This window comes from Bacillus sp. FSL K6-6540 (genome assembly GCF_038007545.1).
Window position 1 is genome coordinate 250,276 of the sequence record NZ_JBBOXH010000001.1, and the last position, 20,823, is coordinate 271,098.

Genomic DNA, 20,823 nt, shown 5'->3' on the forward strand with positions numbered 1-20,823 from the left:
GATCTTTGCGATCGGCCCATGGACCGACTCAGGGAACAGCAAAGGAGCATCGTTGTAGCGTACGCTACAACGATGCTCCTCTTTTTAGTACACTCCTACTTACGGAGTCGGCTGCCAGGTTTCAGACGGCGTAAACCCGTCAGCAACATGGTCCTGGTCGAACTCCAGGATGGTGACGTATTGACCGATGATGTTGTGATTTTCATCGTATAGACTTAGGTACACGACTTTATCGTTGACTATTTTTTCATTATCATAGTCGGATTGGTGGTAGTATCCCCCGGTGAGCTGTACCTCTCCCGAACCGGATGGAATCGGGCGCAAGCTGCTCATTTGGTAAGCTTGGTACCCGTACGGCTGCAAATTGCCCTTCAATTCGTCTACGCTCAATCCCGAAGGGAGCGAGGAGGTCGGCATGTACATCTCATACGACCCTTCCACGAAGAATTTGGCTGTCGGAAACTCGGCGCGAAGCTTGGACATGTCCGCGTAGACGAGATAACCGTACTTAAACGGCGTGGTGAAGTTTCCTCCGCTCAAGAAGAAATCGATCAATTCCTGCTTGGTAACGGCAGAAGCCCGCAATCCGATGTCGTTGGTCAGCACCGGCGCCGTCATGAAATCGTATTGATAATCGCCGGAGTCTACAACCGCACCGTCGCGAAGAATCTCTACCTTCCAGGTACCTGCGGTATCCTTAGCAAATTTGCCGTCCGGCAAGTTGCAGCTGTTATATTGGCAGGTCAGGAACGGCGTGGAAGCGTTCGGCTCATATAAGAGAACTGTATATAGCTCCCCAAGCTTGATTCCGCCTACATTGCCTTTAATAAGGTTGTAATACATCTTTTCCCCTACCAGGACTCCGTTGTTGCTGTGCGTTCCCTTGTGGGAACCAATCTTTAGGCCCTCTTGGATCGTTCTTGGGTATTGAATGAAAATTTCGTAGACCTTCTTGCCGATTCCGTCTCCGCTCGTGACGGTCAAGCGAACCCGTACATCCTTCATGCCTTTGATCTCCAGGTTGAATGCAGGATTCTCGTCGGTGATCGTCCCGGAAGCCAAGGTATTCGATCCATCCTCCCAGACGATATAGTCTACCTTGTTATAAGTCGCTTTCGTGACTGTTACCGTAGCCGGTACGGGTTGCGTCATACTGCGGTCCGTCACGATGCTGTATTCGAACGTGTCCGGACTAAAGCCGGTGACTCCCGTAGTGTACTCGTTCGCATCCAATTGGTTCATGGTGAAGCCGGATACGGTGAGATCCACCAGGCGGGCGTCTCTGCACTGGTCTGCCGTTCCTGTGCAAGGAACGGGTTCTCCGCCGTTTCCGCCACCGTTGCCTGGTCCCGGGTTGCTCCCACTATTGCCGCCGTCGTTTCCGCCGGAGCCGCCATCCACCACACTGCCGCCATTGTTGCTGCTGTTGTTGCCGCTGTTATTGCCGCTGCCCGTCGTGCTGCCGCTTGCGGGCGGTGCTGTTATTGTGTTTGCCGCATCGCCGGCAACCGCGCCAGGGCGCTTCTGGAATGTAGAGCCGGCGGCATCCGCGTTAACCGTTGCATTGGCGATGGTGCCTTGACCAAGCAGTTTGGCAACGGCGTTCAGAACGAGATCCATGACCGAAGCATTGGCATTGACGTTGATCTCCGTATTTTTTGCTCCTTCTTCCACGTTCAACTGCTTAACGGACCCGCTAGGGATGCTGACTTTGATGTCCGATGAAAGCACGCGAACATCCTCGAATTGGCCGACAAGCTGAACCTCGGAGCCTTGAGGCATGTTCTTCGCGATTTCCACATTGGCGAATCCGCTGTCGGTCACGTTGGATTCCTCAAGCTTGACCGGAGAATGGACAACCACATGCTGAATCGCGGATTCTCCGACGACCACGACACGCACGGTGCCGGTTTGCTTGTCAACAGATACGCGTACCAATACAGAGTCCTCGAAGTGGACCGAGTTGGCTCCCCCGCCTTGAATGGTCGTGGTACCTTTGACGTTTACTTTTTTGAAGAAGGCATCACCCTCTCCGACGGCCTCGGTCAGCGTAAGATTCCCTTCGATCACCACATTTTGAAGGGTAACGCCCGGCGCGGCTACGATGACATTCCCTTTGATCGTTTCGACGCCGGCAGTCGGTCCGTAAGTTCCAGCCTTATCGTATGTAATATCCGTCGGAACCTTGTACTCCAGTGATTTATCGAGCAGGGTAACGGCCTCCGCGCGAGTAAGTTTGCCCTGCGGATTAAAGTTCCCTTTGGCGCTGCCGGTGATAACGGCTTTCTCAGCCAAGGCGGAAACCGCCGGTTTACTCCACTTGGAAATGGAGGAGTCGTCCTTAAAATCGGTTGCAGACACGGTTTCGGCGGAGACAAGCTCCGTCAATTTGGCCACCATGACGGCGGCCTCTTCGCGGGTAACCTTATGGTCTGGGCGAACCGTATTGTCGTTATATCCATCGATGTAGCCTGCTTTCACGGCTCTGGCGATTTGGTCATAAGCCCAATGAGAAGTTTCCAAGTCCTTAAACGAGATGCTGCTTGGTTCGGATACTTCAAAAGAACGGTTGATCAGCGTTACCAATTCGGCCCGCGTTACAGGACGATCGGGGTTGAATTTCCCGTTGTAGCCCTGAAGCAGACCCTGATCGGACCAGCTGCGCAGCCGGGTTTCCGCCCAATGTCCTTGAAGATCGTCCGCATCCGGTTGTGCGGCCCATGCCGTCGTCATGATGGACAGCGAGAAGATGAGCATGATCATGACAAAGACGGGTTTCTTTAGTGCTTTCGTGATGTGCATTCTAGTAGCCTCCTGGTAAAATTTTTATATGAATATAGTTCTTAAAACCCTCTTCAATCATTGCTAAATACCTAATATGAGATTAAAATACTAGGACTATGTTATTATATTTTGGAATATTGATAGAGTCAAAGAAAATATTGGAACGAAAAAAGACCATTTCCATCATGGAATGGTCTTTTACATTGGATAAAAAGCAATCACGATTCGTCACCGCTTCTTCCAGAACAGCTGGAGCGCCACCTTCGCGCACCATAGGGAGAACAGCAGGAACAGCAGCGCCCAGGCGAACGCCGGGAGCACGGTCATGTTGGCCAGGTTGGACGCGTCGCCCGCTTGCTTGGGCTGGGTCAGCGCCATGGTCAAGAGGGTCAGCGGACCGACCACGGATTCTTCCAGCACGAGAAAGGCGAGCAGCAGATAATAGAAATTGCGGACCTTATCGCCGAGGAAATAGAAGATCAGATTTACGATCATAAATATGATAAGCCACCATAATCCGTAACCGGTGCGAACGAAGAAGATGATCATGATGAGGGCAAGCACGGTAATGGTGATCAGCCCGGTAGCCTGTTTTTTCTTGGCATAGCCGTAGAACATCAGAATGGCGAACAGGGATGCCGACGTATAGCCTGCAAGCGAGACCACGATCGGACTCCAGCCGCCGGAAGCCAGCATGGAATAGGTAACGCCGCTGTGATCGGGATTCAGCTCGATGCTGAGCACCCGGCCCGACATGAGAAGGGTCATGGCGGCATGCCCCAGCTCATGGATCATCGTATCCAGGATACGGAACCAGGAAGAGAAGGGGATCAGCCTTGTCAGAAAAGCCGCGCCGGCCAGAAATAACAATGCTTTCAGCCATTTATTCATTCGAAGGTCCTTTCAGCATAAAGTCATTCGCTAGACTATCATTCCGTCCATTATAATACAGATGAGAAACATGTGAAAACTCAGGTGGCGCCCATAGGTTAAATGGTATAATTGAAGTTGTGACGGAGGTTCATGTTCGATGAAAAACGATAAGCCTAACAACGACAATCACATAGATTCGATAAGACATACTACGCACGTGACCGACCAAGGGATTCGTTTTGCCGAATTCGAGCTGGCCGGTGATGAACAGGATATTCCACTGCTTGACAAGCGGCCGGATGACCAGGAACAGGAGATCGTTAATCCTAACGCGCAAGCGAAGAATTCCCTGATTGTGAAGCCGCAGCAGCCCCTGGACATGAATTGGGGCGAGGACTTCCGCTATGTGACCAAGGAACAGCAATTCGTGCAGAAGGCAAGGGAACTCGCATGGCATGTGGAGGATGAGGCCCCTTTCGTAGCCTTCAAAAGCTATTGGCCGACCTACGACCAGATGGCCAGCGACCAGTTCAAATGGTATTTTTACTGGCGGGAGGAAGTAAGGTCCGGGCGATATCCGGATACGGACCTTTCCTATCTTTTTGTCTATTTTTACGAGCTGATCCATGGCGTGGGCTGGAGCGATCCCCTGCAGGGCTATGCATTGATGGAGCAAGCGTGGACGGCCTACCGCAAGCGTTATGCCAAGCTGGATACGTATCTGCGGGAGTGGTTATATGATTTTATGATCGTGCATGGCCTGGATATGCCGATCCGGGAGACGTACCAGCGTTTTCCGCGCGTCCTATCCGCTGAGCTGAAGGAGAAGGAATGGAAGCGCCGGTTCTCCCTCCAGCCGGTGGAGCTGACGTGGGAGCTGCTGCTCGATTTGTTGGATTATGACGTGGAAAAGAGCCGTTTTTACCAGGAGAAAGGCCGCAAGGATCTGGAACGGTACGCTCCGAAGGTGATTGCGCTCGTGGACAGCTACTTAGCCAAAATGAAGGGGCAGCGTCTTATCGACCGCTTTCAGCCGCGGCCCCGTCAGGTGAAACGGCATTTATTCCGCAGCGCGGTGTACGATCACGGGTTATACGGCCGAACCGTCGTGCTGACGGTGGTGTCCTTAAGCGAGCACGCTCCTTTACGCTCCTATATAACCGGGCTGGTCCGCTTGACCGAGAATAAGCTGCGGGAATTGAGGGGCTTCAAGGGACGGCTGCGCGGGGCGGATGCGGTAGAACCCGAAGTGGAAGAGATCATCACCCGTTATCTGAAAAAAGAGATTCAGGAGCAGATGGAGGCCGAGCGCAAGCAGAGCCTGCCTGAGGTTCAGATCGATACGGGGAAGCTTCGCCGCTTGCAGCGGGAATCGGACCAGGTCCGCGACATGCTGCTTACGGAGGAAGCCGGGCAGCAGGAGGTTGAAGCGGAGAACAGCCAACCTGCAGCGGAAATTGTAACGGATGCGGGAGCCTCTTCGGGCTATGGGGGACATGCAGCAATTAACAGGAGAACGGGTGCGTCTTCAAAGGGGCATTCCTCTCCAAAATCCGCGGCGAAGAACCCGGAAGTGTTCCAGGCCGTGATGGATTTTGATGCGGTTATTTATGAAGAGGCGCCAATTCCAGAGACAGACCAGAATGGAGCTAAGGCAGCGCTTGTTTTGACCGAGAGGGAAGAAAGGGCAATCGCTGCATCGGAGGATGAAGGAACAGCGCTCGCTGCACCCGAGAGTAAGGAACCATCCGTCCCGGCGGCTGGTAAATCATCTGAGGGTGCGGTGGTTTGGAATACGGACGGACTGGATGAGGAATGGCAGGAGCTAGGTGAGCGTCTTAACCTTATACACTTGGAGGTCCTGCACGCCCTCAAGTCCGGACCGAACCGAACGCAGCTGCAGCGGATTGCGGAGCAGGCCGGCTCCATGCCGGCGCTGCTGCTTGACGAGATCAACGAGGCCGCGATGGATACCGTCGGCGATCTGTTGATCGATGGGGAGTCCATTGCGGATGATTATATAGATATGCTGGAAACATTGAAGTCCGAGTAACCGGACGGATTGACATCGATTGGACTCGTTATGACTGTAAGATGCTTGAAAGAGGTGGAACCATGACGGAACTGAAAATACCGAAGCGGCTCACGACCGCCCTCGTGAACTCTTTGACGGCAGGGGTCGTGCCGCGGGTGGGGCTGGAGTTCATCGCCGTCGGCCGCAAGCCGGAGGTGGAGTCGATCCTGCGCGACATGGATAATATCGCCGAGGGCGGCGCCTCCTTCCGGCTGATTACCGGCCGCTACGGAAGCGGCAAAAGCTTCCTGCTGCAGATCATCCGCAACTACGCGATGGATCGCGATTTTGTGGTGGCGGATGCGGATCTGTCGCCGGAGCGGCGGCTTGTGGGCACGAAAGGGCAAGGGCTTGCCACATACCGCGAGCTGATGACCCATCTGTCCACGAGAACGCGTCCGGACGGAGGCGCGCTGGAGGCCATTTTGCAAAAATGGATCGCCGCGATCCAGCAGGACATCATGGAGGAGACGGGCCTACGCCCGGATGACCCTGCGCTGAACGATAAGGTGGAAACACAGATTTATGCCGTGACGAACGGCATGCAGAATCTGGTGCACGGTTTTGATTTTGCGAAGGTTCTCGCTGCTTACTGGAACGGCTATAAGCTTGGCGACGATGACCGTAAGGGAGCGGCGCTGCGCTGGCTCCGCGGGGAAGTCCCGACGAAGACGGAGGCCCGCAAGGACCTTGGCGTCGGGGTCATTATCGATGACGACAATTGGTACGATTACATGAAGCTGTGGTCCGAATTTACGGCGGCCATCGGGTATAAGGGATTGCTGCTGTTCATTGACGAAGGGGTTAACCTCTACAAAATCACCAACAGCGTGTCCCGCCAGAGCAACTACGAGAAGCTGCTGACCATGTTCAACGACACGATGCAGGGCAAAGCGGAGCATCTGGGCATCTACATGGGCGGAACGCCGCAGTTTGTCGAGGATGAGCGCCGGGGACTGTTCAGTTATGACGCGCTGCGCTCCCGCCTGATCGACGGACGCTACGGCAGCAGTTCGCTGAGAACCTACACGTCGCCTATCCTGAAGCTGGACATGCTGTCGTATGAGGAGATTCTCATCCTCCTGCAAAAGCTGCGCGACATCCATGCCCTGCATTTCAAGTACGAAGCGCAGTTGACGGATGAGCAGCTGATCGCGTTCATGCAGACGGCCGTGAACCGGCTTGGAGCTGAGGAGCTGCTGACCACCCGGGAGGTGGTGCGGGATTTCATGGATCTGCTGCATACGCTGCATCAGCATCCGGAGGCTGCTTTTGAAGAGCTGCTAGGCGAGCGCGCCGCAGCGCAGCCGCAGGGCAAGGGGCAAAGCGATGCTCCTTCGGACGATCTGGACGATCTGCTGGCGGAGTTTGAGCTATGAGTGCGAATCCTTTTTCCAGGTTGGCCCCGTTCATTCAGGAGTTTATCTATAAAAAAAGATGGGACACCCTTCGCGAGGCCCAGGTGGAAGCCTGCCGCGTCCTGTTCGACACGTCCAATCATCTGCTGATCGCTTCCGGCACGGCATCGGGCAAGACCGAAGCCGCATTTTTCCCGGCACTGACGGAGCTGTACAACATGCCTTCCAGCTCGGTCGGGATCCTGTATATCGGGCCGCTAAAGGCACTGATTAACGACCAATTCGAACGGATCACCGATCTGCTGAAGGAAGGCCAGGTGCCGGTATGGCATTGGCACGGCGACGTGTCCCAAGCCGAGAAAACGAAACTCATGCAGAAGCCGTCGGGCGTGCTGCAGATTACGCCGGAATCGCTTGAAGGGCTGCTCATGAACCGGCCGAACGCCATCCCGGCGCTGTTCCAGGATTTGCGGTATGTCATCATTGACGAGGTTCATGCCTTCATGGGAGCCGACCGGGGCATTCAGGTGCTGAGCCAGCTGACCCGGATCGAGCGGATGGCTTCCTGTTCGCCTCGCCGCATCGGGCTGTCGGCAACGCTCAGCGATTACGAGACCGCAGCCGGCTGGCTGGGCGCGGGCACGAAGCACGCGGTCGAGGTCGTTTCGCCGCAAGGAGGGCGGAAGCTGCGGCTGTCGGTCGAGCATTTCTCCTTCCCGGATGCGCGGGACGAGAAGCAGGCGGAGCAGCTGGAGCTTGCGCGCAAAGCCTACTACGATTTCGTATACGACAACACCCACCTGAAAAAAGCGCTGGTCTTCACCAACAGCCGCTCGGATGCCGAGCTGACCACGCTCGAGCTGCGGCGGATTGCGGCCAAGCGCGAGCAGCGGGATGTCTTCCATGTGCATCATGGAAGCATTTCCGCCATGCTGCGCGAGGAAGCCGAGGCCGCGCTCCGCGAAGGTCCGGGGCCGGCGGTCGCGGCGGCCACCCTGACGCTGGAGCTCGGCATCGATCTCGGCGAGCTGGAGCGGGTGATCCAGCTGGGCGCTCCGTACAGCTGCTCCAGCTTCGTTCAGCGGCTGGGCCGCTCGGGCCGGCGCGGGGATCAGGCCTCCGAGATGATGTTCCTCTGCCCGGAGGACGAGGACGAGGAGGCCATGCTGCCTGCGCGCATGCCATGGATGCTGCTCCGGGCCATTGCCGTCATTGAGCTGTATATTCGCGAGAAATGGGTCGAACCGCTGGCCCTGCGGAAGAAACCGGTCGGCGTGCTTTACCATCAGACGATGAGCACGCTCAAGAGCATGGGCGAGGCCGAGCCGCCGGATCTGGCGCGAGCGGTGCTCACGCTCCCGGCCTTCCGCGGCATCGAGCCGGAGGAATATAAGGAGTTCCTGCAGTATTTGCTCCAGACGGACCACATCCAGCGTACGGAGGAAGGCAGCCTGATCATCGGCCTTGGCGGGGAGAAAATCGTGAACAATTACCGCTTCTATGCGGTGTTTAAGGACGATGAAGAGCATGTCGTCTATAACGGGTCGGAAGAAATCGGATCGATTACGACCGTGCCGCCGCCGGGCTACTGCTTCTCGCTGGCAGGCAAGCTGTGGAAGGTAGAGGAAGTCGACACGAAGCATAAGGCCCTGTACGTGAAGTCGGCCAAGGGCAAGGTCGATACGTTGTGGCTTGGCGCAGGCGGCGATGTGCATACCCGCGTGGTGCAGAAGATGCGGGAGGTGCTCGCTGACAGCGCCATCTATCCGTACCTGGCACCGGGTGCGGTGAATCGCCTGGAGCGGGCCCGCCGACTTGCTCGGGAGAGCGGACTGCTGAAACAGGTGGTCATACCGGCGGGCGGCGACTCCCTGTTCATTCTGCCTTGGGCGGGCAGCAAGCAATTTCGCACGCTGGAGCGATTGCTGAAGCATAATCTGTCGGAGCGGCTGGCTCTCCGATCTATCGTGCCGATGGAGCCGTATTACATGGTGGTCGCGGGCAAGGTCGATAACGAAACGCTGATGGAAGAAATCAAGCAGGAATTGGCGAACTGCGATGACGCCGACGCGCTTCTCGATCCCGACGAAGCGCCGTATCTCGGCAAATATGACGAGTTCGTCCCGCCGAAGCTCGTTCGCACCGCTTTTGCCGCCGACGGACTGGATCTGGAAGGACTGGCCGAGGCGCTGGGGATGGCACAAGGAGCAGCGGGAAGGGGAGCTACGAATGAATGACAAGGAAGAAATACTTCCTGGTGGCAATGTGAACGAAGTCGTACGTATCGGTAATAACGTTCATCGTACTACGAAATGGAGTTCTTTCGTGCATGACTTGCTTCGACACTTGGATAAGCAGGGTTTTGAAGGCGCCCCCAAGTTCATAGGCATTGATCATAGCGGTCGGGAGATCTTGTCGTACATTCCTGGCGAAGTGCCGGGAAACCAATATCCTGATTTTAAACCTTATATATGGTCGGACCATGCCCTTATCCAGAGTGCAGCGTTGTTACGGCGTTATCATGACGCCGTACAGGGCTTTGCTGCAACTTCAATCCAACCGGAGGTTGCACATACCTCTCAGGCTTCGGGGGAATGGGACGATGAGGTGATCTGTCACAATGATGCCGCGCCATACAATATCGTTTTTCAAGACGAAGTGCCGGTTGCACTGATCGATTTTGATTTGGCTGCGCCAGGTCCAAGAATCTGGGACATGGTTTATATGCTGTACACCTCAGTCCCGCTGGCAAGCTTTGCGATAGATTACACTACAGGGACATCGATACCTTATCAATCGGAATTACATGCTGTGGATCGCACGCACAGAATATCGCTGTTCTTTAAGTCCTATGGCATATCAAAGCCTCCCAACTTGAAAGAATGGACTATAAGACGCCTCAAGGCATTATGCGATACACTTACAACCGGTGCGGCACAAGGCAACAAGGCTTACCAGAACATGATCGATGAGGGGCATGTAGCCCATTACGAACGAGAGATTCAATTTCTGCAGGCACACTTCGAAGAGTGGTACCGATGAAGGGTACCGATTTGAAGAGTGTCTGCTTTTTTCATATCTATCCCCCAATAGTCGTTGAGCATAACTGAAAAAATATTTGTAACCCCTTCCAAAAAAGCATTGTGTTCACCTCACATATGTGGTAACTTATGAACATAAAAACGTTTTTATCGCAAAGGAAATGGAATGGTTATATGGGTAAAGTAACGATCAAGGATGTGGCAAGAGAAGCCGGAGTCTCCATTTCTACGGTTTCGAATGCATTGAACGACGTAGATGTATTGAACCCGGAGACCAAATCCCTTGTGCTGAAGGTGGCGGAGCGGCTCAATTACGTACCTAACCTGAACGGAAAGCTGTTGAAGTCGGGCAAGACCAAGATGCTGGGCTTCTTTACGACAAGCGTGTCAGGGCCTTACTTCTACACATTGGTGGAGTCGATGTCACGGGAATGTGACCGTCTGGGTTATGGTTTGAACGTGTTTGTGACGAAGGATAAGCAGGTGATCATGAGCAATATTATGGGCGGCCGTGTGGACGGCGTCATTATCTTCGAAGAGCTGAAGATCGACGACAAAGACATCGCTGCCATGGAGAAGGATAAGATCAAGGCCGTTTTCCTGGATCGCGAGGTTCAGAACGAAACGATGGGCAGCATCATATTCGACTCTTACGTAGCCGGTTATGAAGCAACCAAGTACCTGATCAGCCTGGGGCATAAGAAGATTGCCTACATCTCCGGCGTGGATACGATGTTTGACAGCGTGCAGCGGAAGGAAGGGTATCTGGCTGCGCTCCGGGAGTGCGGGTTCCCGATCGACGGAGACTACATACTGCAAGGCTATTTCGAGGAAGAGGGTTCCTATAACGCCGTCAAATCGTTTCTTCACTTACACCCTGGCAAAGTGCCGGATGCTTTTCTCGCCGGTAACGACGTGAGCGCCATCGGCTGCATTCGGGCGTTGAAGTCTCATGGATACGAGGTTCCGCAGGACGTCAGCGTTGTAGGCTTCGACGATATCGATATCGCGCAGTATTTTACGCCGCCGTTATCGACCGTCCGCAATCAGATTGCCAGACAGGGGATTCTGGTCGTGGATCATCTGGTGCGCATGATTCAGAAGAAAGAGAAGGGCAAGATTCAGAAGCTGCCGGGAGAACTGGTCGTTCGCGGCTCCAGTCACGTGAAGATGAGTCGGAATGAACCGGTTTAACCGAAGGGAATGAACGCGTCAAACGTTTTTTAAATGATTTTATAAATTCTGGGGTTTTTTCGCCAAAAATAAAAACGTTTTTATGCGTTTTTTGATCAAAGGGGGTTAAGCAGGTGAGCAAAACAGCTGCAGTTCAGTCAACCGGCACGGGAGCGGTTCAACCCACCGGGAAGAAGCCCATGGGGCAGAGGATCAAGGAATTCTTTATGGATTACAAGCGGCAATGGGAGCTTCAATCGATGATCATTCCCGGCGTCATCTTCATGTTCATCTTCTGCTACATACCGATTTACGGTTTGACGATTGCGTTTAAAAATTACACCGTTATCGATACACTGGATTCCGCGCCGTGGGTTGGCCTGGACAATTTCAAGATCATTATGTCGGACAAGTATTTCTGGGACTCCGTCGTCAACACGCTGGGCATCAGCTTCTTGAAATTGGCGATCGGCTTTGTCATTCCGATTATTCTGGCCATTATGATTTACGAGGTTGGCATGGGGCGCTTCAAAAAATTCGTCCAAACCGTCTCGTACCTGCCTCACTTCTTGTCCTGGATCGTATTGGGCGGCATGCTCATTACTTGGTTCTCGACATCCGGCCTGTTCAACGAAATCTTGCTTGCTCTGGGGCTGATCTCGCAGCCGCAAAACATTTTGCTTGATCCAAGCAAGTATTGGTGGATTGCAACGCTGTCGGATATTTGGAAAGAGGCCGGCTGGGGAACGATTCTGTACCTGGCGATCATGGCCAAGATCGATCCTACCTACTACGAGGCCGCAAGAATCGACGGGGCCAGCCGCTTGAGACAAATCTGGAACATCACCCTGCCGAACATGAAGATGATTATCAGCTTGAATTTGATCCTGACTGTAAGCGGTTTATTGGGATCGAATCTGGATCAAACCTTGGTGCTCATGAATTCGCAGAACCGGGAAAAGGCCGAAGTCATTAACTCGTACGTGTACCGGATGGGTATGACGCAGGGAGATTTCTCTTATGCCACAGCGGTTGGTTTGGGCGTATCCATCATCTCCGTCATTCTGCTCGTTACGGCGAATAAGGTGACCAGTAAATTAAACGATAATCAATCCGTTCTATAGGTCATGCAGAAGGGGGTATAACGGTGAATTTCAAAGCAGCAAAAGGAGATCTCGACAGCCGGATCTTTGATACGATCAACATCATTTTACTGGTTACGTTTACGATCATCATTGTCGTTCCGTTATGGAACGTCGTCGTCTCATCCTTCAGCTCGGGCAGATCCCTTGCCGAGGGCGGATTCATCTTCTGGCCTACCGAGTTCTCCCTTGAGAATTATCAGGCCGTGTTCAGGGATGCCAACATATGGAATGCCTTCTTCATCTCGGTGGCCAAAACCGTGATCGGGGTCATCACGCACGTGTTCTTCTGTGCCATGGTGGGTTACGGCTTGAGTAAAAAATACGTCCGCGGCCGCAAGTTTTACGTGGCGATGGGCGTTGTCACCATGTTTTTCTCGGGCGGCATGATTCCGACGTACTTGTTGATCAAAGACTTGGGGCTGCTAAACAGCTTTTGGGTTTATATCATTCCGGCTCTGTTAAGCTTTTACGACGTTATCATTCTGATGAACTTTTTCCGCAACGTGCCGGATTCGCTGGAAGAGTCGGCAAAAATCGACGGCGGGGGCGACTGGAGAATATTCCTGAGCATCTTCATTCCGCTTTCCATGCCGGCTATGGCCACAATTGCCCTCTTTAACGGAGTCGGACAGTGGAACGATTTTATGACCACCAAATTGTATATCACGGATCAGTCGCTGTATCCGTTACAGATGATGCTGTATGAGATTATTGTGCAGTCCCAGACCCAATCGATGCAAAATATCGGTTCGGTTGCGATTCAGACGACCACCAAAGGGGTCCAACTAGCAACAATTGTCGTGACGACGCTGCCGATTGTTGTGATGTATCCAATATTACAGAGATATTTTATCTCCGGCATGATGCTCGGAGCTGTTAAAGAGTAGCGAAGCCGTAGCTCTTTAAGGGAGTGGAACAGAAGCAAGCCTGTAAAGACAAGGGTTTATCGAGAAAGCGCTTTTATTTAAAGGGAGGGTTACAGGATGTTGATGAACAAGGCTATGGGTAAGAGAGGACTTACGCTGCTTACGGCTTTGATGGCCGTTGTGCTGGTTGTGAGCGGCTGCGGCGGATCGGGGGGCTCCGGCTCCAAGAAGGAGAATTGGGTTTCGATCGAGGACCGGTATACGCCGGATCCGGAAAAGCCGGCTTGGCAGCTGGACAAAAAAGAAGAGACCACCGAGCTGACTTGGTACGTGAATGCGGACTGGTGGAACACGGATTTCGGCAAGGACGTTGTAACGAAGAAGATCAAGGAAGACTTGAATATCAATATCAAATTCATTACGGGTGACGATACCAAATTGAATACGTTTTTTGCCGGCGGGGATATGCCGGATTTGATCACGACATTTGACTCGAACTCCCCTGTCGTACAGAAAGCGGCTACATGGGCGTTGCCACTGAACGATCTGGCCGAGAAATATGACCCTTACTTCAATAAGGTAGCGGCGCAGGATACCCTCAACTGGTTCCAATTGAAGGACGGCAAAACGTACGGATACCCGAACTATTCCAATACGCAGGAAGACTATGACAGCGGCAACATTCCTGCCAAAACGGCATTTATCATCCGCAAGGACGTGTACGAGGCTATCGGCAAGCCTGCGATGGGAACGCCTGAGGAATTCCAGGCTGCTCTCGCGGATATCAAGAAGCAATTCCCTGCCCTGATTCCACTGGGCTTCAACTCCATCGGCGAAGGAACGGGCTCGCTCGGCGACGTGCTGCAGGATTTCATCGGCGTGCCGCTGGAAGACGAGAACGGCGGCTTCTATAACCGGAACCTGGATGAAGATTATCTGACTTGGGTGAAGGCGTTCAATACCGTATACCGTGACGGCGCGATCAGCGATGACAGCTTTGCCGATGACGGAACGGCTTTTGAAGAGAAGGTGAAGGCGGGCAAATACGCAACGATCATGCTGGACGGCACGCCGCAGCAGGGCGGAAACCTGCAGAGCTTCTACAGCAACAACAAAGGCAAAGAGTACATCGCGATTGACGGACCGCAAAGCACGGTCGGACATGCGCCTACTTTGAACCAATCCGGTATTACGGGCTGGATGATCAGCTTTATCACGAAAGAGAACGCAGACCCTGCCAAATCCATTCAGCTCTTCACGTACCTGTTAAGCGAAGAAGGACAAATGCTGATGAACTATGGCATCGAAGGCGAGACTTACCAAGTGAACGCAGACGGAACGGTGGAATTCCTGCCAGACGTGAAGGAGCTCCAGATGAACAATCCGGATACGTTCAAGAAGGACTACCGCATGGGCGAATTCATGTTCTTCGGACATGACCGCCACAAGGCGCTGAGCGGGGATGCTTTCCCGGATGCGATCAAGCAAATGCAGGAATGGGGCAAAGGCAAGCTGACGCCGCACTTTATTTTGGAGAATATCAACCCGGATCAGGGCACGCCGGAAGCGCGCTCCCTGACGGCCATCAATACGAAATGGAACTCCACGCTCGTCAGCATGATTCGCTCGAAGGACGACGCAACCTTCGATAGCCTCTTGAACGATTATAAAAAGTTCCTGGACGATAACAACTGGGATAAAATCGTCGAAGTCCGCAACGAGAAGATGAAAGCGAACAAAGAGAAGCTGGGGCTGAAATAAGTTTACGTTAATGGATGGAAGGGCCCCTTTCTTGACAGGAGAGGGGCTCTTTCCAAGTTATCTTCGGTAGGCCATGGGTAGGAAGACACAAGAAACCTGGAGGGGAACAACATGCTGAACATCACCATCTACCAGTCAAACGGTGAAGAAGAATTATTCGTGAAGAAAGACAAGGCGCAGCTAACGCCCGTAACTACGGGTGCAGCGAAGCATAAGGTTGTCATCGATGAGGAGCAGACGTTTCAGGAGATGGACGGCTTCGGCGCGTCCTTCACGGACTCCGCTGCTTATTTGATCCATCAGGTGCTGGAGACGAAGCAGCGTTCCGAGCTCATGACGCAGCTGTTCGATCCAAACGAAGGGATCGGGTTATCTGTACTCCGCCAGCCGATGGGAGCATCGGATTACGCGCGTGATTTCTACAGCTACAATGATATGCCTGAGGGCCAGACGGATGTAGAGCTGGAGCAGTTCTCCATTGCGCATGACGAGGAAGATATCATTCCTCTTCTGCAGGAAGCGGTGAGATTGAATCCGGACGTGAAGCTGATGGGTTCCCCGTGGAGCCCGCCCGGCTGGATGAAGACGAGCGGGTCGATGATCGGCGGAGAGCTGAAGCCGGAATACTATTCGGTGTATGCTGATTATTTTGTGCGTTATATCCAAGGGTATGAAGCCAACGGGCTGCCGATTTATGCCGTCACGCCGCAGAACGAGGCATTATACTCGCCGGGACATTACCCCGGCATGATCATGCTGCCCGAAGCGCAGAGCGATTTTATCAAGAACCATCTGAAGCCGCAATTCGTAAAGAACGGCATCGGTACGAAAATACTCTGTTATGACCATAACTGGGACAAGCCGGACTACCCGCTGACCGTATTTGAGCAAGCGGCCGACGCTGTGGATGGGGTTGCCTGGCACTGGTACGGCGGCAAACCGTCGGTCCAATCGGAAGTCTTCGAGGCATTCCCGGGGAAAGAGGTTCATTTTACGGAAGGATCGGGCGGGGAGTGGATTCCGCCGTTTGAGCAAGCCTTCTCCAATGTGATGCGGACCGGAATCGAGATTCTCCGCAATCACAGTAAATCTTACGTGCTGTGGAATATGGCACTGGACGAGAAGAGCGGACCTACCGTGCCGGGCTTTGGAAAAAGCACCTGCCGCGGCATCGTGACGGTGAATCAGCAGACGAAGGAGCTTACCTATACGCTGGATTACTACGCGCTGGCGCACTTTAGCAAGGTGATCCGTCCCAAAGCGCGGCGTGTGGCATCTACCAGCCATGAGTTCATCCGTTCGGTAGCCTTCAAGAACACGGACGGCTCGATTGCCGCCGTGTTGTTCAACGACAGCGAGGCTCCGGAGAGCGTGGCGATCCAGCTGCGCGGGGAAGAGGCGTTGCAGCTGGAAATGCCGGCCAAGAGTGCGCTGACAGTCAAGATAGAGAGCAACTGATTGGAGGCTGCGGGGGCCTCTATAACAGCAACGATAGAAAGCTGCGACCTCTATAACTGAATGATAAAAAGCCTGGAACGATGGTTCCAGGCTTTTTTCTGTTTTCGTTAGAGATCAGAACGTATAAACCTTTAGAGCTTGTGGCCCTGATCTCGCAAGACAACGCTCCGTTCCGGTATACGGACTGCCTTCCGGGGATATCGATCGATGTTTTTATTAATGCGGCAGGCTATTTTATACTCGCCATTTCGCCTTACATCCTGTACCGGCTTCCTAAAGAGGGGAGCCTCTTTGCGTGTAGTTCTTACATGACTATCGCTGTGCTCCCGAATTCGGTGGGGGACTACGCAGCGCTTATTCTTTTGTCAGACCGAACACGTAAGACTCCAGGAAAGACTTGAGCTGAGTGAAGGATTCCGGTCTTGCGCTGTATTTATATCGTTCATTCGGCATTTTGAAGTGCATGCGCAAAAGGCCCGCGGTTTTAAGCAAGGAAAGGTGGTAGTGCAGGTTACTCTTGGAAAGTCCGGTCTTCTGCTGCAGCTCCGTAAACGTGACGGGGCCGTCAGCGAGAATGTGCAGCAGCACGAGCCTCTTCTCGTCAGCCAATCCCTTGGTCATGCGCAGCAGCTGGTTGGTCGGCGTATCCTCGTCCTGCTGCTCATCGTCTACGGCATAACTGATAATGAGCTGTTGATTGCCCACTTCGTCCATCCGGTTTAACGGCTTGATGTGATAAGTAGGGATGAGAAGAATGGCGCTATATTCGTCTTCAGGATCGAGCACGATCCCGTTCGTTGCCTCATCGATCAGATCAATACAGGAAAGCTCCCGGCTCAGCTGCTCCATGCGGGCAGCGGAACGCCCCAGCAGGTCGTGAATCTCAGGCAAGATCGTATAGACCCGGTGCCACTCCGTCATGATCTCAAGGCTCTGATCCCGGAATGTTTTCAGCCCCATCGGAAATCCGTCTTCTAGATAAGGCGCTAGGATTTCGTACAATTGCCCTTCTCCTAAATCGGCAAACCAGGCAAGAAAACGCTCGATGTTGTCTTTTTTCGGGCTGTCTACGATAACCAGGTGCAGATAAGCAACGATCTCGCACAGGTCCAGCTCTTCCAGCTTATCCGTAAAAGACGCGGGCAGATTCTTCTGAATGTCCTTCCTCCATTTATTCCCTAGATCATGCATTTGGTTTTTATTATCTGCATATGTGAACAAGCTGGTTACCAGCTCGTGAACAGGCGAATAGTCAACTCTGATATGAGTCATGATCATCCTCTCCTCCAAGCACTCATTATTCCATTTTTATGATACCACATCCCAAGGAAAATAAATATTGAACTTTTTATTAGTTCATATATAATTGAACTTAAATATTTAGTTCAAAAAAATATGAACTAACGAGCGAGGGAAGAGGAGTGACTAGATATGACCAATTGGTTCGTTGTGGAATCTCTCATCAAGCAGCAGCAGGCGGAGTTGGATCGAGAGGCCGGAGAGTCCTGGAAATATACGCATGATCGGGTACGTTTGTTGGCTCGCTTCTTCCCAGCGAAGAGACGACAATTTCAGCCGGTCAAGAAAAGAGCTCGAAATTTGAACTAACGGGAACAAGGAAGAACCGATCCATATCCATACACGGGAAAAAAGGAGTTGAAATGAATGGATCTTTTGGCTGAGAATCGTTTAAGCGAGTGGGCCGTACAGGTGCCTGAATCGATAATGTACAGCGAAGAAAACCATGACGAGCTGTTGTCCGCCGTGCTTAGGCTGCCCGAAACCTTAAGACAACCGATGTATTTGTACTATTACGAGGATTTCAACACCCTGGAAATTGCGGAGGTGCTGCAGATTGAGCCCGAAAATGTCCGAAACCGCATGAGCAGAGCCCGCAAGAAGCTTAAAATGATGCTGGGCAAGAAGCTGGGAGCGATACGGGACGGCCGGGAAAGGGCAAGAAAAGCTGCGCATTCGTCCCCTTGACTTCTTCCGTGAAATTCGAGTATGATTTCCAGTAAGTTGAATAACGCTAGACAAAAGCAATGAAGAGAAAGAGTACCTTGGCAGCGTCTTTGAACAGAGAGCCCCGGCTGGTGAAAAGGGGTAAAGAAGGAGCCTCGGGAATATGGTCTCTGAGCTGTGCACCGAAACCCTGCATGGGGTCGTAGGCTGTGCCGGATCCCGCACCCGTTAACGTGCTAGGGTATACACGCGATATATGGGCGTCGTACCCGAAGAGGTGAATGCCGCAAGGCATGAATGAAATTGGGTGGTACCACGTGAGCCATAAGCTCTCGTCCCTTTGGGATGAGGGCTTTTTTTGTTGTCCATAAAAAAGGAGGATGAACGACATGACAAACATTTTTATCGGCGGTGCCTGGCCTTATGCCAACGGCTCCTTACATTTGGGGCGGCTTGCCAGTCTCCTGCCCGGCGACGTGTTGGCGCGTTATTTCCGCGCGAAGGGCGATCGCGTCCTGTACGTATCGGGCAGCGATTGCCACGGCACGCCGGTGGCGGTGCAAGCGATTCAAGAGGGCGTAACGCCGGGGGATATTGCCGATCGGTATCATGCGGAGTTCGCGGAGTGCTTTGCACAGCTGGGTTTCTCTTACGATTTATACACGCGAACCGATCAGGCGTTTCACCATGGCGTGGTACAGGAGCTGTTCCTGAAGCTGCTGGACAACGGCCATCTGTACCGTAAAACCGTGCTGCAAACGTATTGCGAAACCGATCGGCGGTTTCTGCCGGACCGTTATGTGGAAGGAGATTGCCCCGTATGCGGGAGCAGGGCCCGCGGGGATCAGTGCGATGCTTGTTCCACGATGCTTGATCCGTCCGACCTGACGAACAGGACCTGCAAAATTTGCGGGAACCCGCCGGTGGAGCGGCCCACCGAGCATTTTTATGTAGCTTTGTCGAATTTCCAAGCTGAGCTGGCGGATGATTTGAATAACGCCCGGGGCTGGCGAGATAATGCCGTGCAAATGACCAAGAGATACTTGGAGGAAGGGCTTCAGGACCGAGCGGCTACGCGGGATCTGACCTGGGGCGTGGACGTCCCGGTTCCGGGCTTCGAGGATAAGAAAATCTATGTTTGGATCGAAGCGGTCAGCGGCTACTTGTCCGCCAGCAAGCAGTGGGCCGCGGAAACGGGCGGCGATTGGGAGTCCTTTTGGCACAAGGGGAAAGGCGAGGCGATTGCTTACTATGTTCATGGGAAGGACAATATTCCGTTTCATACGTTGATCTGGCCTGCGCTGCTTAAGGGAGCGGGAGATCTGCATCAGCCGGATCGGATCATTTCTTGCGAATACATGACGCTGGAAGGGAAGAAATTCTCGACCAGTCGCAATTGGGCGATATGGGTGCCGGATTTGTTAAGCCGGTATCAGCCGGACTCGGTTCGTTATTTCCTTATTGCGAACGGCCCCGAGAAGCGGGATGCGGATTTCTCCTGGAGGGAATTCATTCACAGCCATAACGGCGAGCTGCTTGGCGCGTTCGGGAATTTGGTCAACCGAACCTTGGTGTTTGCGAACAAATCGTTTGACGGGAAAGTGCCTGAGGGCAGCATATCCGATGAGTGGCAGGGCCGGATGGAGGCATTGTACCAGCAGGCCGGGGCGCTTATAGAGGAGGGTCGACTGAAAGAAGCGTTGGAGTTGATTTTCAGCGTGGTGCGCTTGGCGAACAAATATTTTGATGAACGGAAGCCATGGATTCAGATCAAGGAGGATCGAGCCGCTTGTGGGACCACGCTGTACACCTGCATTCTGATTATAGCCAATCTGGCAAACCTGCTGCAGCCGTTCATCCCGTTCTCTTGCGATAGGATCCGGGACTTTCTCTCGCTGGAGCCGCCTGCGTGGAAGTGGTGCCACGTTCCGGCCGGCAGGCCGATTCATGGGGTGGAGCTGTTGTTTGAGCGGATCGACCCAAGCCGGATTGAGGAGGAGAGCCGTCGGCTGGGGGAGCTGTCCCTTTAATGGGGGAACTCACGGCTGCCCACCCATAGGTCAGACCCTGCAGGAGGGTGGGAGCTATTGTCGTCATGATGAAATTTGTATTCGTAAGAGGACTCTGCAAGGTGAAATAGGATCATGATCATGGGAAGGGGATGTAGGGATAATAGTAGGGAACGATCGAGGTATATAGGTATCAAGAGAAGATTCGGCGAGGAAAGGTAGTATCAAGGAAAAAAAGTAACAAGGGTCGAGGATGGAAGCGGAGTATATAGAGTCGGAGATCGATGAAGCAGAGTATCACGTCGGGAATCGATGG

The 20,823-nt window shown here is 53.2% G+C and carries 15 protein-coding genes; 12 read left to right on the forward strand and 3 right to left on the reverse strand.

Annotated elements, in window-relative coordinates:
- Window positions 1–99: 99 nt before the first annotated feature.
- Both MHH82_RS01190 and MHH82_RS01195 read right to left on the reverse strand, forming a co-directional pair.
- Complete coding sequence (locus tag MHH82_RS01190) at window positions 100–2,802, reverse strand: S-layer homology domain-containing protein (RefSeq protein WP_340962636.1); 2,703 nt, start codon at window positions 2,800–2,802, stop codon at window positions 100–102.
- 210 nt (window positions 2,803–3,012) lie between these two features.
- Window positions 3,013–3,675: a M50 family metallopeptidase gene (locus MHH82_RS01195; protein WP_251500174.1), complete on the reverse strand. Its 663-nt coding sequence runs from the start codon at window positions 3,673–3,675 to the stop codon at window positions 3,013–3,015.
- Window positions 3,676–3,814: 139 nt separating this feature from the next.
- On the opposite strand from MHH82_RS01195, the gene MHH82_RS01200 reads away from it, so the two are divergent.
- From MHH82_RS01200 to MHH82_RS01240, 9 genes are all read left to right on the forward strand, one after another.
- Window positions 3,815–5,710: a TerB N-terminal domain-containing protein gene (locus MHH82_RS01200; protein WP_340962638.1), complete on the forward strand. Its 1,896-nt coding sequence runs from the start codon at window positions 3,815–3,817 to the stop codon at window positions 5,708–5,710.
- A gap of 62 nt (window positions 5,711–5,772) precedes the next feature.
- Window positions 5,773–7,110, forward strand: a complete 1,338-nt coding sequence (locus tag MHH82_RS01205) for an ATP-binding protein (protein ID WP_340962640.1) — start codon at window positions 5,773–5,775, stop codon at window positions 7,108–7,110.
- Window positions 7,107–9,326, forward strand: coding sequence for a DEAD/DEAH box helicase (locus MHH82_RS01210; RefSeq protein ID WP_340962642.1), 2,220 nt, complete (start codon window positions 7,107–7,109; stop codon window positions 9,324–9,326). The genes MHH82_RS01205 and MHH82_RS01210 overlap by 4 nt, the downstream gene beginning before the upstream one ends.
- On the forward strand, window positions 9,319–10,131 hold the full coding sequence (locus MHH82_RS01215) for a phosphotransferase (RefSeq protein ID WP_340962643.1): 813 nt from the start codon (window positions 9,319–9,321) through the stop codon (window positions 10,129–10,131). The genes MHH82_RS01210 and MHH82_RS01215 overlap by 8 nt, the downstream gene beginning before the upstream one ends.
- Window positions 10,132–10,304: 173 nt before the next feature.
- Complete coding sequence (locus tag MHH82_RS01220; protein WP_340969772.1) at window positions 10,305–11,324, forward strand: LacI family DNA-binding transcriptional regulator; 1,020 nt, start codon at window positions 10,305–10,307, stop codon at window positions 11,322–11,324.
- Window positions 11,325–11,437: 113 nt separating this feature from the next.
- A complete protein-coding gene (locus MHH82_RS01225) occupies window positions 11,438–12,427 on the forward strand; it encodes an ABC transporter permease (protein WP_012818460.1) in 990 nt (329 codons plus the stop codon).
- A 23-nt stretch (window positions 12,428–12,450) separates the two neighbouring features.
- Window positions 12,451–13,335: a carbohydrate ABC transporter permease gene (locus tag MHH82_RS01230; protein WP_090910332.1), complete on the forward strand. Its 885-nt coding sequence runs from the start codon at window positions 12,451–12,453 to the stop codon at window positions 13,333–13,335.
- Between the two features lie 96 nt (window positions 13,336–13,431).
- The gene (locus MHH82_RS01235; RefSeq protein WP_012818462.1) at window positions 13,432–15,075 is read left to right on the forward strand and encodes a sugar ABC transporter substrate-binding protein; all 1,644 of its coding nucleotides are present in this window, start codon (window positions 13,432–13,434) and stop codon (window positions 15,073–15,075) included.
- Between the two features lie 111 nt (window positions 15,076–15,186).
- A complete protein-coding gene (locus MHH82_RS01240) occupies window positions 15,187–16,533 on the forward strand; it encodes a glycoside hydrolase family 30 protein (RefSeq protein WP_340962647.1) in 1,347 nt (448 codons plus the stop codon).
- 354 nt (window positions 16,534–16,887) lie between these two features.
- Here MHH82_RS01240 and MHH82_RS01245 read toward each other — a convergent pair whose 3' ends face one another.
- Window positions 16,888–17,805, reverse strand: a complete 918-nt coding sequence (locus MHH82_RS01245) for an ArsR/SmtB family transcription factor (RefSeq protein WP_012818464.1) — start codon at window positions 17,803–17,805, stop codon at window positions 16,888–16,890.
- A gap of 159 nt (window positions 17,806–17,964) precedes the next feature.
- On the opposite strand from MHH82_RS01245, the gene MHH82_RS01250 reads away from it, so the two are divergent.
- From MHH82_RS01250 to metG, 3 genes are all read left to right on the forward strand, one after another.
- The gene (locus MHH82_RS01250) at window positions 17,965–18,141 is read left to right on the forward strand and encodes a hypothetical protein (protein WP_012818465.1); all 177 of its coding nucleotides are present in this window, start codon (window positions 17,965–17,967) and stop codon (window positions 18,139–18,141) included.
- Between the two features lie 57 nt (window positions 18,142–18,198).
- Window positions 18,199–18,519 (forward strand): sigma-70 family RNA polymerase sigma factor, encoded by a 321-nt coding sequence (locus tag MHH82_RS01255; protein ID WP_036664899.1) that lies wholly within the window; start codon window positions 18,199–18,201, stop codon window positions 18,517–18,519.
- A gap of 368 nt (window positions 18,520–18,887) precedes the next feature.
- Entirely contained in the window at window positions 18,888–20,528 is a 1,641-nt protein-coding gene (gene metG / locus MHH82_RS01260; protein WP_340962653.1) for a methionine--tRNA ligase, read from the forward strand.
- Window positions 20,529–20,823: the final 295 nt, after the last annotated feature.